14 protein-coding genes are annotated in these 13,011 nt (G+C 70.1%); 1 reads left to right on the top strand and 13 read right to left on the bottom strand.

The window, feature by feature from the left end:
• Window positions 1-305 precede the first annotated feature (305 nt).
• The 12 genes from AB0K36_RS18035 to AB0K36_RS17980 all read right to left on the bottom strand — a co-directional run bounded on the left by AB0K36_RS18035 (window position 306) and on the right by AB0K36_RS17980 (window position 9,566).
• Window positions 306-917, bottom strand: coding sequence for an OmpA family protein (locus AB0K36_RS18035; protein WP_364594994.1), 612 nt, complete (start codon window positions 915-917; stop codon window positions 306-308).
• Window positions 917-1,276, bottom strand: coding sequence for a hypothetical protein (locus AB0K36_RS18030; RefSeq protein WP_364594972.1), 360 nt, complete (start codon window positions 1,274-1,276; stop codon window positions 917-919). The genes AB0K36_RS18035 and AB0K36_RS18030 overlap by 1 nt, the downstream gene beginning before the upstream one ends.
• Before the next feature lie 264 nt (window positions 1,277-1,540).
• Window positions 1,541-2,167 (bottom strand): pilus assembly protein TadG-related protein, encoded by a 627-nt coding sequence (locus AB0K36_RS18025; protein ID WP_364594991.1) that lies wholly within the window; start codon window positions 2,165-2,167, stop codon window positions 1,541-1,543.
• Window positions 2,164-2,382: a hypothetical protein gene (locus tag AB0K36_RS18020; protein WP_364594989.1), complete on the bottom strand. Its 219-nt coding sequence runs from the start codon at window positions 2,380-2,382 to the stop codon at window positions 2,164-2,166. The genes AB0K36_RS18025 and AB0K36_RS18020 overlap by 4 nt, the downstream gene beginning before the upstream one ends.
• 187 nt (window positions 2,383-2,569) lie before the next feature.
• Window positions 2,570-3,460: a DUF5936 domain-containing protein gene (locus tag AB0K36_RS18015; RefSeq protein ID WP_364594969.1), complete on the bottom strand. Its 891-nt coding sequence runs from the start codon at window positions 3,458-3,460 to the stop codon at window positions 2,570-2,572.
• Between the two features lie 27 nt (window positions 3,461-3,487).
• Entirely contained in the window at window positions 3,488-4,426 is a 939-nt protein-coding gene (locus AB0K36_RS18010) for a type II secretion system F family protein (RefSeq protein WP_364594966.1), read from the bottom strand.
• The gene (locus AB0K36_RS18005; protein ID WP_364594963.1) at window positions 4,423-5,829 is read right to left on the bottom strand and encodes a TadA family conjugal transfer-associated ATPase; all 1,407 of its coding nucleotides are present in this window, start codon (window positions 5,827-5,829) and stop codon (window positions 4,423-4,425) included. Before AB0K36_RS18005 ends, AB0K36_RS18010 begins: the two co-directional genes overlap by 4 nt.
• Window positions 5,826-6,197, bottom strand: coding sequence for a TadE/TadG family type IV pilus assembly protein (locus AB0K36_RS18000; RefSeq protein ID WP_307708044.1), 372 nt, complete (start codon window positions 6,195-6,197; stop codon window positions 5,826-5,828). The genes AB0K36_RS18005 and AB0K36_RS18000 overlap by 4 nt, the downstream gene beginning before the upstream one ends.
• Window positions 6,194-6,580: a pilus assembly protein gene (locus tag AB0K36_RS17995; RefSeq protein ID WP_364594960.1), complete on the bottom strand. Its 387-nt coding sequence runs from the start codon at window positions 6,578-6,580 to the stop codon at window positions 6,194-6,196. The genes AB0K36_RS18000 and AB0K36_RS17995 overlap by 4 nt, the downstream gene beginning before the upstream one ends.
• Window positions 6,577-7,812, bottom strand: coding sequence for a CpaE/TadZ family protein (locus tag AB0K36_RS17990; protein ID WP_364594957.1), 1,236 nt, complete (start codon window positions 7,810-7,812; stop codon window positions 6,577-6,579). Before AB0K36_RS17990 ends, AB0K36_RS17995 begins: the two co-directional genes overlap by 4 nt.
• 7 nt (window positions 7,813-7,819) lie before the next feature.
• Entirely contained in the window at window positions 7,820-8,533 is a 714-nt protein-coding gene (cpaB, locus tag AB0K36_RS17985) for a Flp pilus assembly protein CpaB (RefSeq protein WP_364594954.1), read from the bottom strand.
• Between the two features lie 169 nt (window positions 8,534-8,702).
• Window positions 8,703-9,566, bottom strand: a complete 864-nt coding sequence (locus AB0K36_RS17980) for a hypothetical protein (protein WP_364594952.1) — start codon at window positions 9,564-9,566, stop codon at window positions 8,703-8,705.
• A 268-nt stretch (window positions 9,567-9,834) separates the two neighbouring features.
• Here AB0K36_RS17980 and AB0K36_RS17975 point away from each other — a divergent pair, with 268 nt between their 5' ends.
• Entirely contained in the window at window positions 9,835-11,580 is a 1,746-nt protein-coding gene (locus tag AB0K36_RS17975; protein ID WP_435877884.1) for a chitinase, read from the top strand.
• 70 nt (window positions 11,581-11,650) lie between these two features.
• Here the strand turns inward: AB0K36_RS17975 and AB0K36_RS17970 are convergent, their stop codons facing one another.
• On the bottom strand, window positions 11,651-12,958 hold the full coding sequence (locus AB0K36_RS17970) for an Nramp family divalent metal transporter (protein WP_364594950.1): 1,308 nt from the start codon (window positions 12,956-12,958) through the stop codon (window positions 11,651-11,653).
• Between the last annotated feature and the right edge of the window lie 53 nt (window positions 12,959-13,011).

Below are 13,011 nucleotides of genomic sequence, written 5' to 3'. Positions count from 1 at the left end.
CAGGGGCGGGGGTCAAGGGTGGGCGCAGCCCATCGCGCAGCGACGCGAGGGAGGAACGACCGAGCGCCCTTGACGCACGCCCCGGAGCCGCGACCATCAAGACCATGAGGGCGGCCCCACATCAGGCGGACGACCGGGCAGGGGGAGCGCCTGGGTCGCGCCTACGGACCAGGAAGTCGTCAAGCCGCGCATCGTCGGGAGCGTCACCTGGGCAGGAGCACCCAGTTTTTGGCGCCTCGGCGGCGCCGAGGTCATGAGGGCACAGCTCGAGCCGGTCCCCCTGCTGTGGCAGTCGTGCGGGGCGGTCACTCCCTGGGGAACGACACCTCGACCCGGCGGTTCTTCCGGCGGCCCTCCTCCGACGTGTTGCTCGCGATCGGATAGTCCTCGCCGTAACCGCGGATCTCGTACGTGATCCCCTCGGCGCTCAACTGCTGCGAGAGCACGCTGTGCACGGCGTCGGCGCGCTCCTTCGACAGCTTGTCGCCGTGCGCCTCGGAGCCGAGGTCGTCGGTGAAGCCGAACACCCGGATCTTCTTGGCGTTCTGGTTCTTGATCTCGACGGCGATCGCCGAGATACGGGACGTGGCCTCGCCGGAGAGCTTGGCGCTGTCCTTGCCGAAGAGGACCTCGGCCTGGAGGGCGAACTTGATGTCCGAGTTCGTCTCCTCGCGGCGCTCCTCACCGCTGATGTCCTCGACGACGGACTTGATGTCGATGACCTTCGGGTCGGCGAGCGTCGCACCCTCGGGGAGCTTCAGGTCCGAGTCGTTGGCGTCGACCTTGACGGGAGCCTCGGCGGGCGGCGCCGCGTAGGGGCCGTCGTCGGCGAAGGCGCTGCCGCCGGCGAGCAGGCCGGCGGAGAGCGCACCCGCGAGGACGGCGGCGGTCACGGTGATCCTGGTCGCGGGGCGCATCACGACAGCTCGATCGTGGTGCTGGGGAAGCCGGGGAACTGGAGGGCGAGTTGTGTGGTGCCCGCCGGTGGCGCGGGGAACTGGGCGAAGAAGGTGAGGGAGTCGCCGGGCTCCATGCGGGTGCGGTATGCGTAGGTGGTGAGCGGACGGTTGTCCGTGTCGCGCAGCACGTAGTACCGCTTCTTGCCGCCCGAGTCGACGAGGGTCATGCCGGCGAACGAGCGACCGGTGGCTGCGACGGACTGCTCCAGGCCGCTCCACTGGACGGGGGTGGTGAATTGTTCCGACCCGGTGTTCTTGATGACGCCGTCCAGGGTCAAAAAGCCACCCTCGTCCCTTCGTGCCGAGAACACGGACATCTCCACCCCCTGGTCACCCTTGACCGTTGCGATGGGCTCGCTCGGTGCACTCGGGGCCGACTCCGGAGTGGAACTGGCCTTGTCTCCACCCTTGGATCCGGCGGGTGCTGATGACGACGAACCCTTCGGGCCCGAATCATCACCGTCACCGCCACAGGCCGACAGAGTGAGGATCAAGGCGGACGACAGCACAGCTGCCGCGGCCCAGCTCCTGGTCCTCATATGCCGCTTGCTCATCAATCCTGTTCCTTTGCGTTCATCGGCTCAGTCCTCGGCCAGTCGGACGGTGAAAAGGTCTGCCATGTCCGGCAGCAGATCGGGCTCGTCGGGGTCGACGACCCACTCCTCGGAGTCGCACAGCAGCTTGCCCGGCAAGGGCTTCTCCTCGTCGGCATCGTCTCCTTCACCCGGCTCCGTGGGCGCACTCTCCCCAGGGGTGAAGGTGCAGCGTGGTTCGACGACGGCGGTGGCATGTGCCGTTGCGTGCTTGCTGCCGGTGCCTTCGATGATGCTGTCTCCCATGGACTCCCGGGACTCGACGTTGACGGTGAAGCCCCATCGGCCGTCGTTCAGCGGCGTGCAACCGTCGGCCACAGCTTCGTTCCGGTCGGCGAAGTCGGCAGCCCGCCCGCAACCGTCCGGGGTACCCGCCGGCACTTCACCGTCAAGGATCGCCTCCAAGTCGTCGAGGAGGTCTGTCAATTCAAGCTGATCCCTGGATTCCTGGGCTGCTGCCAGTGCGGCCGCGTCGGCCGCGGTCTGCGTACCGTTGCGGGTCACATCGGCTTGGCCGAATGCCAGGTACACAAGGACGAGAAAGAGAAGGCCGACCACGGCTGCCATGTAGAGCGGGGTCGCCTGGCCGTCATCGTCCGGCCCGGAACGGCTCAGCCACCGCCACCGCCGCCGAGCACCGAATTGATCTTTTCGGTGAACGTGTTCGCGATCTCGGTGCCCATGTTCGTGTTCAGCAGCAGCACCACGATCGCCACCACCAGAATCGTGATCCCGACGTACTCGATCGACCCCTGCCCCCGATCGTCGCGGAGTCCGTCCCGGCGGAGTCCGATCGCAGCCGCGACCTTGTGCAGGCCGAAGTCCCTCATGGCGTACCCCTCGTTCCCCTTCGACGGACCGCTGGTTCATGTCGGTCCGGCCTCCCTCGCCGCTGATCACTCCATGGAGTCTCCCGGCTACGCCGGGCCTCCGAGGAGAATCTCCCACATTCGCTTGCGTGAGCGAAGACCGTTGGTCGAATCGCTCGTGAACCCTTCATCGCGGCAACCTCACCCCTCAGCCTCCGAAGATCGCGCCGAAGTCCACGTCGGCCGCGTAGTAGAAGCCCGCGACGATGAGGATCATCGTCCCGGGAAGCATGAAGCTCGTGACGATCAGCGTCGCCTTCGGGACGGCCTTCGCCGCCTTCCTTCTGGCGTTCTGGGCGTCGGTCCTGCGCATGTCGTTGGCGATCTGGATCAGGGTGTCGACGATCGGGGCGCCCAGTTCCTCGCCCTGCTGGAGCGCGGAGACGAACATGGACACCTGCTCCGACTCGTTGCGGCGGCGCAGTTGTTCGAAGGCCTCGCGCCGGCCCATGCCCATGTCCATCTGCCGGAGGGTGATACGCAGTTCGTCGGACCAGGGGCCCTCGTACTTCTCCGCGACGCGCTCCAGGGCCTGCCGGAAGCCGAGGCCGGCGGAGACGACGACGGCGAGTACGTCGAGGAAGTCGGGCAGGGTGCGTTCGATGTCGTCCCGGCGGCGGGCGATGGCCGCCCTGAGCAGGACGTCCGTCCAGAACAGGCCGTAGAGCAGGAACAGGACGGCGAGGACGACCTGCCCGTTCATGAGCATCCCGAAGGCGACGAGCCCGCCGAGGATCCCGTACACGGCGCGGCGGGCCGCGTACCGGTCCACGGTCAGGCCGCCGGGGTTGCCGGCCATGTCCAGCCTGCGGCGGACGCGGTCGACCTGGCGGGTGCCCATCAGTCTCAGTACCGAGGGCGCCCAGCGCATGCCGAGGCGGTCGATGGCCATGCCCGGGTAGCTGGTGCGGGTGGCGCCGACCTCCAGGGCGATGGCGAGGTCGCCGGGGAGTTTGGCCTCCGCCCGGTACATGCGTATGCCGTGGAAGACGCCGGCGACCGCGGCGCCGATCACGGCGGCCAGGGCAAGTCCGAGCATGTGGGTCTCCTCCCTTCTGGTCAGGTCTCAGATGCGGACGCGGGTGAGCCGGTTGATGAGGATGAAGCCGAGTGCGTACAGACCGGCCGCGATCAGTACGGCGACGCGCCCGCCGAGTGCGCCGGTCATGTCCTCCAGGGCCCCGTCCCGCATGCCGTTGATGACGAGCAGGAAGCCGAGGCCGAGCACCGGGACGGCCACCGCCGTCACCTTGACCTGCGAGAGGAGGGTGGTGACCTCCCGCCGGGTCTCCTTGCGTTCCTCCAGGGTCTCGGTGAGGTTGCGCAGTGAGGTGACGATGGTGCCGCCCGCCCGGTTGGAGAGGATCAGGGTGGACACGAGCACGGTGAGTTCGCGTGAGGGGAGGCGTTCGACGAGGTCGCCGAGCGCGTCGTCGAGGGAGCGGCCGAGGGCCAGTTGGTCGGCGACGCGGCGCAGTTCCTCGCGCGCCGGGTCGTCGAGTTCCTCCACGGCCATGCCGATCGCGGTGCGCAGGGCGAGCCCGGCCTGGGTGGCGTTGGCGAGCACCCGGGTGAGTTCGGGGAGCTGGCTGATGAACGCCTCGGTGCGTTTGGCCCGCTGCCAGTTGAGGAAGCCGTTCGCGCCCCAGACGCCGATCAGGACGGCGAGCAGGCCGAAGAACGGCGCGAAGACCGAGCCGACGACGAAGTAGAGCGCCAGCAGGGTGGCCACGACGTAGACGGCGTACTCCCCGGCGGTCAGTTCCAGGCCGGTCGCGGAGATGTTCCGCTCGATGCGCCGGCCGAGCCGGGTGCCGCGGAGCCTGCGGTCCACTCCCGCGAAACGGCGCCGGCGGCCGCTCTCGAGGGCGAGTGGTCCGGACTGCGACATGCGGTCGACCAGCGCCTGGCGTCGCGCCTGGCCCACCGACCAGGAGCGCACGCCGAGGACGGCGAGTACGCAGCCGAGCAGCGTGACGCCGAGGGTCACCAGGGGCAGGTTCATCGCGGGCGGTGCCCTTCCGGTGAGTGGCCGGTGCGTGGGTCGGGCACCGGGCTCAGGCCCGGTGGCACCCGGGTGGCGAGCTCCAGTTGCGACTCGCCGACCCCGAAGGCCGGCGGGATCGCCTCGCCCGCCATGTAGAGGCGTTCCGCGACCCGCCGGGGCAGCGGGAAGTACCGGAACCTGCCGTGTACGCGCCCGTCCCCGGCCGGCGGTTCCGCCTCGAACCGGCAGACGGTCACGAAGCGGTAGTCCTCACGGCCGTACGAGTCGACGACGGCGATCTCGGTGATGCGGCGTGCCCCGTCCGCGTGCCGGGTCAGCTGGACGACGACGTCGACGGCGCTGTTGATCTGGTCGTGGATGGCCACGAACGGCAGCTCGACCTCGGACATGGAGCTGAGCGTCTGGAGCCGCATCAGCGCGTCCTCCGCGCTGTTGGCGTGGACGGTGGCGAGCGAGCCGTCGTGGCCGGTCGACATGGCCTGGAGCATGTCGAGGGTCTCCCCGCCGCGCACCTCGCCGACGATGATGCGGTCGGGCCGCATGCGCAGGGAGTTGCGTACGAGGTCGCGGATGGTGATGCGGCCCTTGCCCTCGACGTTGGCGGGGCGGGACTCCAGGGTGATCACATGGGTCTGCTGGAGCCGGAGTTCGGCGGAGTCCTCGATGGTGACGATGCGTTCGCCGTCCGGGATGAGGCCGGACAGGGCGTTGAGGAGGGTGGTCTTGCCGGTGCCGGTCGCGCCGGAGACGATCACGTTGAACTTGGCGCGTACCAGGCCCGCGAGCAGCATAAGGATGTGCTCGTCGAGGGACCCGAGGCCGATCATCTCCTGGAGCGTGAAGGCGCGGGGGAAGCGGCGGATGGTCAGCACGGGGCCGGTCAGGGAGAGCGGCGGGATGATGACGTTGACCCGCTCACCGCTGGGGAGCCGGGCGTCGACCATGGGGTTCGCCTCGTCGACGCGGCGGTTGACGGTGGAGACGATGCGCTCGATGGTCTGCATCAGCTGCTCGGTGGAGGAGAACCGCAGCGGCAGCTGCTCCAGCCGGCCGTCACGTTCGACGAAGACCTGTTCGGGGCCGTTCACCATGATCTCGCTGATGGACGCGTCCTCGAGGAGCGGTTCGAGGATGCCGAGGCCGAGCGCCTCGTCGACGACCCGCCGGACGAGGTGGGAGCGCTCGCCGGTGGACAGGACGGGGCCCTCGCGGCTGATGATGTGGCCGAGTACGCGCTCCAGGCGGACGCGGCGTTCGGCGGCGGCGAGGGTGGACATCTCGGCGAGGTCGATCTCCTCGAGGAGCTTGGCCCGGTAGACGCCGACGAGTCGGCTCTCCTCGCTCTGGCCGTTCGCCGGCTCGGGGCCGTCGATGCGCTGGATGCGTGCGCGCAGGCTCATCGTGTCGACTCCCTGTCGAGAGGCATGGTGGCGGACTTGGTGACGGTGCCGAAGCTGATGCCGGGGACCACGCCGGGGATGGTGACCGTGACGTCGGCGGTGACCGCGTCGCCGTCCTGGCGGGCGGCGACGGAGGCGTCGAGCCAGGAGCTGAGCGCCTGCTGCCCGGCGGCCTGGGGGCTGGTCGTCGCCTCGTCCTGCGCGGCCACCCGCGCCGCGGCGCGGGCCGCGGTGCCGGCCTGCTGGGCCGCGTACACGGCGAGGCCCACCTGCACCGCGATCGTCATCACGAAGAGCAGCAGGAACAGCCAGCCGCCGTATTCGACGGCGCTCTGGCCGCGGTCGTCCCGGAGGTCCCGGCGTCTCATGGCCCGTCCCTCCGTTCGGCGGCCGCGCCCGCCCGGCCCTTGACCGTGATCGGCAGGTTGACGCCGGGGAACAGCAGCGGCACCTCCAAGGAGACCTCGGCCTTGTACAGGTCTCCGTCCGGCCCGCAGGTGACGGCCGCCGACCAGCCGCCGGTCAGGTCCTCCTCCGCGGCCGCCGCGCAGGCCGCCGCGCCGCCGCCCTCCGCCCGCGCCCCTGCGGCGACCGCCTTGTCCGCCGCGTTGCCCGCGAGCACGAACGTGTAGCCGACGAGTGCCGACTGCCACAGGACGGCCAGCGTCACGAGGATGATCGGCACCATGCCGGTGAACTCGATCGCCGACTGGCCCCGGTCGTCCCGTATGCGCGGGGCGGGCGCTGTCATTTCGCGCGCCCGTGCCGGCGTCCGGCCCCGAAGCGGCTCTGCTTCACGTCCCCCTGCACGTCCTTGACCAGCCCCAGCTCGCCCGCCAGCGCCCACATGGCCTGCTTGACGGAGGACTTGGCGTCGAGGTCCTGCATACGGCCCGCGTCGACGGCGCCCTGGAGCTCCTTGAAGTTCGCGGGGATCGCCGTGCGTGCCACCTTCGTGGCGGTGATCTTCGAGACCAGCGGCGGCTGGATCTCCGTGGTCCGCGTATGGCGGTTGACGACGGTGATCGTCTCCTCCGCCTTGCGGATCTGGAGCCGGTCCCAGAGCCGCACCATCCGCTTGGTGGCCCGTACGGTCACCACGTCCGGCAGCGTCAGCAGCAGGGTGGTGTCGGCCGACTCGATGGCGGCGGCGTTGGCGGTGTTGACCTGTGTGCCGCAGTCGACGACCACGGTCTCGTACCGCTGCCGCAGGGCGCCGAGGGTCTGCCGGACGAGCCGGTCGCTGACGTCCTCCGCGCGTTCGCCCTCCGCCGGGGCGAGGAGCAGGGCCACGCCCGTCTCGTGGTTGAAGACGGCGTCCTGGAGGACCCGGGCGCCGATGTCCCGGATGGCCGCGAGGTCCACGATGGAGCGGCGGAACTGGACGTCCAGGTAGGAGGCGACGTCACCGCCCTGGAGGTCGAGGTCGACGAGGGCGACGGAGTGACCGGAGGCCGCCGAGGCCAGGGCAAGCTGGATCGCCGTGACGGTCGTGCCGACGCCGCCCTTGGCGCCGCTCACGGTGACGACGGTGCCGCCCGGTCCGCCGAGCGCCGCCTCGGGACCGTGGCCGAGGTGCCGGCGTACGCCCGCCGCCCAGCCGGCCGCCGCCTGGACGCGCTGCGCCAGCTCCTCGTACACGAGGGGGAGGGCGACGAGGCCGCGGGCGCCGGAGTCCATGGCCGCCGAGTACAGGCCCGGACTGGTGTCGGCGGTGACGAGCACGACGCCGACGGCCGGGAAGCGCAGGGCGACGTCCCGGATCAGTTCGAGGGCGGGCAGCGGCCCGATGCGCTCGTGGACCAGGACGACTTCCGGGAGTTCGTCGAGCGACTCGGCGGCGAGCCGGGCCAGCATGTCGACGAGCGAGGTGGAGTCGCCGACCGGTGGTGCCGGTTCCGCGTCGGGGAGCCGGCCCAGGAGGCTGACGATGGACCGGGCGGCGTCGGGGTCGCCGACGGCGGGGAGGATACGCGTCGTCATCCGGCCCTCACTTGTTCTTGTCTTCTGAGAGGTCGTAGCTGCCGTCACCGGGCCGCAGGGTGGTGGGGCTCCCGTCGGGCAGCAGGGCCAGGCGCACATGTTCGGCGAAGGACTCGGCGTAGGCGACGCGCTGGGCGTCCGCCGTGTTCAGCGCGAAGGTGATGGGCACCGCCTCGCGGGGGGCGTTGCCGCGGTCGCCGCTCCTGCGGTCGAGGGCGGTGAGCTCTCCGACGTCGATGACCTTGGCGTTCGCGACGATGAGCCGGGACTGGTCGGTGCCGGAGTCGTTCTGCGCGGCGAAGGTGGCGAAGATGTTGACCAGGTTGCCCGGCCGGATCTTTCCGGCCACGCCCGTCGCCGCGTCGATCATGATGGCGATCTCCTGCTGACCGCTCTCCAGCTCCGGCTTCTGCACGATCATGTCGCTCTGGAGCAGGGATCCGCTACGCAGCTCGGTCACGGCGATCTTGCCCCGCAGTACGCCGAGGTCGGTCACCGCGCTCCGGGACAGCCAGCGTTCGGGTATCGAGACCTTCTCGAACTGCCCGGCCTCGAGCGGTGTGTAGGGGGCTATGTCGCTCTTGACGCGGTAGGCGGTGGTCTCGGGTCCGACCTTCGAGTTCACGTCGGCGATCACGGTGAGCACGCCGGCGAACGCGGCGACGCCGCAGACGACCGAGAGCAGAATCAGGAGAACGCCGCGGCGCTGCCGTGAATTCATGGGTGGGACGACCTCGTTCGATGACGTGGGACGAATGGGGCGGACGGTACGGACGCGGCAGGCACGGCGGGGCAGGCGGAAGCGGTCGGTGCGGTGGACGACGCGGCGCGGGCGGCGGCTGAGGCGGCGGCCGTGGGGGTGGTCACGGCAGGCGGCCGGGCGTGGCTGTTCATGGCCCCGCGGTCAGCGCCCTGGTCGCCCCGGTGCGGCTGGAAGCGGCCGTGAGCGGGGCGGAGCAGAAGCCGCAGCGGTCACCGATGAGTTGGATGCCGCACCATGTGCACACCTCTCGCCGTACGGAAGACACCAGTTGGTAGAGGACCGAGATGTCGGGGATGAAGGCGGCGAACTCGATCAGCCGTCCCGTCCCCCACCAGCGCGCGGAGTCCTGGGGCAGCGGGACCTCGTGGAGCTGCTGCACGCGCCAGGCCGGGGCGAGGGTGCCGGTCACCCACTCCGACTGGAGCTGCCCTCTGGCGACGATCAGCTGCGTGGCGAAGTCGGGCCCTGCCAGCCGGCCCGCCCCGCCGAGCTTGACCATCTGGGGCCGGGGGCCGGCCAGCACACCGAACTGGGAGCCCGGCATCCAGGACTTGGCGTGGGACGTGAGGCTCACCGGGATGCGGTCGAGCCGGGCGACGGATCCGAGCAGGGCGCCGGCGTAGATGTAGTGGGAGAGCAACCGGGCGGCCGAGGCGACGACTCCGGCGCCGAAGTCGCAGATCGACAGCTGCCGTAGCTGCCGGGCGAGCACGGCGACGCCGAGCGGCGGCAGGTCGAGCTTGAGCAGGGCGATGCGGTCGCTCTCCAGCACGGCACGGACCGTGTGCAGCCGGCGCTGGTGGGCGGCGGGGAGCGAGGCGGGGTAGAGGCCGACGACGTAGCCGTGCTGCTCGAGCAGGACGCTCATGTCGCTGAGCGCGGCGTCGAGGGGAGCCTCCTCCGGCGGGTGGAGCAGGGCGGCGGTGGGCGTCTGTCGATCGGTGGGCGGTAGCACCAGGTCGGCGCTGGTGACTGCTATTGCGGTCGGCACGCTCGTTCCCCGTTCAGCTCCGGACACCGGGGTGTCCGGCGGCCGCAGATCCCTACTGCTCCGTGCTCCTGCTGCTGGTGCTCGCTACTCCGTGTTCCTGCATGAGCACTCTAGCCACCCCCGCCCAGGCAGTGAACACCGTTCCGGGGACCAATCACTGCCAGAGGTCTTGACAACCCGATTGGTCTGGACCAGTTTGTACGCCCAACGGTGGCCACCGTCCGCAATCCCCATCCCCACCCCCCAACTCCCCCACCGGAGGCCGCAAGTGGACCGCACCACACGCTCACGGAGATGGCCGGGTCCTGCCTGGAACCGCCCGGCGCGATCCGGCAGGAGGGCCCTGGGCGCCGGTCTGGCGCTCGCGGTCGGCACCGGGCTGACGCTCATGGGCACCGCCGGGACCGCGCAGGCCGCCGACGTCAACGTCGCGAAGAACGCCGGCTTCGAGTCGGGCCTCACCAACTGGTCCTGCTCCGGCGGCAGCGGGGCCGCCGTCTCCTCCCCGGTGCACAGCGGCGCCTCCGCGCTGAAGGCCACGCCCGCCGGCCAGGACAACGCCAAGTGCTCGCAGAGCGTCGCGGTCAAACCGAACTCGACGTACTCGCTGAGCGCGTGGGTGCAGGGCAGCTACGTGTACCTGGGGGCGAGCGGCACCGGGACGACGGACGTGTCCACCTGGACGCCGGGCGGCAGCAGCTGGACGAAGCTCACCACCTCTTTCACCACGGGCGCCAACACCACGTCGGTGACCGTCTACACCCACGGCTGGTACGGCCAGGCCGCCTATTACGCCGACGACGTGAACGTCTTCGGCCCGGACGGCGGTGGCGGCACCGATCCGGACCCGGTGGTCCCGCCGGTGCCCGCGGCTCCCACCGTCGGCGCGGTGACGTCCTCCTCCGTGGCCCTCAGCTGGGGCGCGGTCTCCGGCGCGACCGGCTACAACGTCTACCGTGACGGCGCGAGGGTCCAGTCCGTCTCCGGTACGTCGGCGACGGTGACCGGTCTCTCCGCGGACACCTCGTACCAGTTCCAGGTCACGGCCACGAACACGGCGGGCGAGTCGGCCAAGTCGGCCGCGGTCACCGGCAGGACCGGACCCACGGGCGGCAACCCGGGCAACCCCGCGGTGCCGAAGCACGCGCTGACGGGCTACTGGCAGAACTTCAACAACGGCGCCACCGTGCAGAAGCTGCGCGACGTGCAGTCGCAGTACGACATCATCGCGGTGTCGTTCGCCGACTCCACGACCACGCCGGGCCAGATCGTCTTCAACCTCGACCCGGCCGTGGGATACGCCTCCGTCGCCGACTTCAAGGCGGACGTCGCCGCGAAGAAGGCCGCGGGCAAGTCCGTGATCATCTCGGTCGGCGGCGAGAAGGGCAACGTCACCATCAACAGTGACGCGTCCGCCACGGCCTTCGCGAACAGCGCCTACGCGCTGATGCAGGAATACGGCTTCAGCGGGGTCGACATCGACCTGGAGCACGGCATCAACTCGACGTACCTGACCAAGGCGCTGCGCCAGCTGTCGCAGAAGGCGGGCTCGTCGCTGGTGCTGACGATGGCGCCGCAGACCATCGACATGCAGAACACCGGCACGGAGTACTTCAAGACCGCGCTGGCCGTGAAGGACATCCTCACCGTCGTCAACATGCAGTACTACAACAGCGGCTCGATGCTCGGCTGCGACGGCAAGGTGTACTCGCAGGGCTCGGTCGACTTCCTGACCGCGCTGGCCTGCATCCAGCTCGAGGGCGGCCTCGACGCCTCCCAGGTCGGCCTCGGTGTCCCGGCCTCCACCCGCGGCGCGGGAAGCGGCTACGTCGACCCGTCGATCGTGAAGAACGCTCTCGACTGCCTGGCCCGCGGCACGAACTGCGGCTCGTTCAAGCCCTCGAAGACCTACCCTGGCCTGCGGGGCGCGATGACCTGGTCCACCAACTGGGACGCGACGGCGGGCAACGCCTGGTCCAACGCGGTCGGACCGCACGTCCACAACCTGCCCTAGCACCCCCCATGGACGACGAGGGCCCGTACCGCCGCTCCCCCGGCGGCACGGGCCCTCGTCGCATGCGCGCTCACCAGGGCAGTTCGCGCACCTGCTGGACGCACAGCACGACGAACAGCAGCCCCGCGGCGGCCAGCATCACGTTGCTGAGGATGCCGTTGCGCCACTCGGCCGGGGTGCGTGAGGAGTTGAGCAGCCAGATCAGGGTGAGCGCCAGGAACGGCATGAAGAACGCGCCCAGCACGCCGTAGGCGACGACGAGGCCGAACGGCTGGTCCAGGAAGAGCAGCGCGATCGGCGGGAACGTCAGCCAGAGCAGGTACGCCCGGAACGGCAGCGAGCGCTCCTTCCGGCCGGCCGCCACCTCCTCCACGGTGCCCTTCTCGACGGGTACGCCCTTGCGGTCGAGCTGCAAGCGCTCGACGAAGTCGGCGAACATCAGGCTGACGCCGTGCCACACGCCGATCAGGGACGAGAACGAGGTGGCGAAGAAGCCGACGAGGAACAGCTTGGCGGTCACCGCGCCGTACTTGTCCTCCAGGACGGTCCCGAGGTCGATCAGCCCCCTGTCGCCCTTGGTGAGGGCGAGGTGGGAGGCGTGCAGCAGCTCGGCGCCGACGATGAGCATCGCGACGACGAAGACGCCGGTGGTGATGTAGGCGACCCGGTTGTCCAGGCGCATGACCTTCATCCAGCCGGTGTTCGTCCAGCCCTTGGCGTTGACCCAGTAGCCGTACGCGGCCATGGTGATCGTGCCGCCGACACCGCCGATCAAGCCGAGGGTGTAGAGCAGCGACCCGTCGGGCAGCACCGGGGCCAGGCCCGCCAACGCGGCGCCGACATCGGGCGTGACGCGGATCGCGACGTACACCACGACGACGAACATGATGCCGATGAGCGCCGTCATGACCTTCTCGAAGACGGCGTACCGGTTGAACCAGACGAAGACCAGGCCGACCAGGCCCGTGAGGACCGCCCACACCTTGAGGCTCGGGCCGTCCGGGAACAGGGCGACGATGGGGAGCGCGCTGGAGGACATCGCGGTGGCCCCGTAGACGAATCCCCAGACGACCACGTAGACGGCGAAGTAGACGGTGGTCCACTTCCCGAGGGACCGCCAGCCCTCGAAGAGGGTGCGCCCGGTCGCCAGGTGCCAGCGTCCGCACGCCTCGGCCAGCGAGATCTTGACGACGCAGCCGATGACGGCCGCCCACATCAGCGTGTATCCGAACTTGCTGCCCGCGATCAGCGTCGCGACCAGGTCTCCGGCCCCGACACCGGTCGCCGCGACGACGATCCCGGGCCCGATGTACCTCCAGCTCGACTTGCGCGGCACGGAGAGCGTCCCGTCCGCGTCCTGCTCGGTGGTGCCTGCCATGGCACAGCCGCCTTCCGCTCGTCCCAGGTGATCGCTGTCACCAAAGCGCCGCG

It is taken from the genome of Streptomyces kurssanovii (assembly GCF_040677245.1).
GTDB classification, from domain to species: Bacteria; Actinomycetota; Actinomycetes; order Streptomycetales; family Streptomycetaceae; genus Streptomyces; species Streptomyces kurssanovii.
Note: the sequence above shows the minus strand (reverse complement) of the source record. Positions and strands in the feature narration are given on the sequence as shown.

What these genes read in the sequence shown, in the direction of transcription:
- AB0K36_RS18035 (WP_364594994.1), bottom strand. Translation starts at nt 917, where the DNA reads ATGCGCCCCGCGACCAGGATCACCGTGACCGCCGCCGTCCTCGCGGGT.
- AB0K36_RS18030 (WP_364594972.1), bottom strand. Translation starts at nt 1,276, where the DNA reads ATGTCCGTGTTCTCGGCACGAAGGGACGAGGGTGGCTTTTTGACCCTG.
- AB0K36_RS18020 (WP_364594989.1), bottom strand. Translation starts at nt 2,382, where the DNA reads ATGAGGGACTTCGGCCTGCACAAGGTCGCGGCTGCGATCGGACTCCGC.
- AB0K36_RS18015 (WP_364594969.1), bottom strand. Translation starts at nt 3,460, where the DNA reads ATGCTCGGACTTGCCCTGGCCGCCGTGATCGGCGCCGCGGTCGCCGGC.
- AB0K36_RS18010 (WP_364594966.1), bottom strand. Translation starts at nt 4,426, where the DNA reads ATGAACCTGCCCCTGGTGACCCTCGGCGTCACGCTGCTCGGCTGCGTA.
- AB0K36_RS18005 (WP_364594963.1), bottom strand. Translation starts at nt 5,829, where the DNA reads ATGAGCCTGCGCGCACGCATCCAGCGCATCGACGGCCCCGAGCCGGCG.
- AB0K36_RS18000 (WP_307708044.1), bottom strand. Translation starts at nt 6,197, where the DNA reads ATGAGACGCCGGGACCTCCGGGACGACCGCGGCCAGAGCGCCGTCGAA.
- AB0K36_RS17995 (WP_364594960.1), bottom strand. Translation starts at nt 6,580, where the DNA reads ATGACAGCGCCCGCCCCGCGCATACGGGACGACCGGGGCCAGTCGGCG.
- AB0K36_RS17990 (WP_364594957.1), bottom strand. Translation starts at nt 7,812, where the DNA reads ATGACGACGCGTATCCTCCCCGCCGTCGGCGACCCCGACGCCGCCCGG.
- cpaB (WP_364594954.1), bottom strand. Translation starts at nt 8,533, where the DNA reads ATGAATTCACGGCAGCGCCGCGGCGTTCTCCTGATTCTGCTCTCGGTC.
- AB0K36_RS17970 (WP_364594950.1), bottom strand. Translation starts at nt 12,958, where the DNA reads ATGGCAGGCACCACCGAGCAGGACGCGGACGGGACGCTCTCCGTGCCG.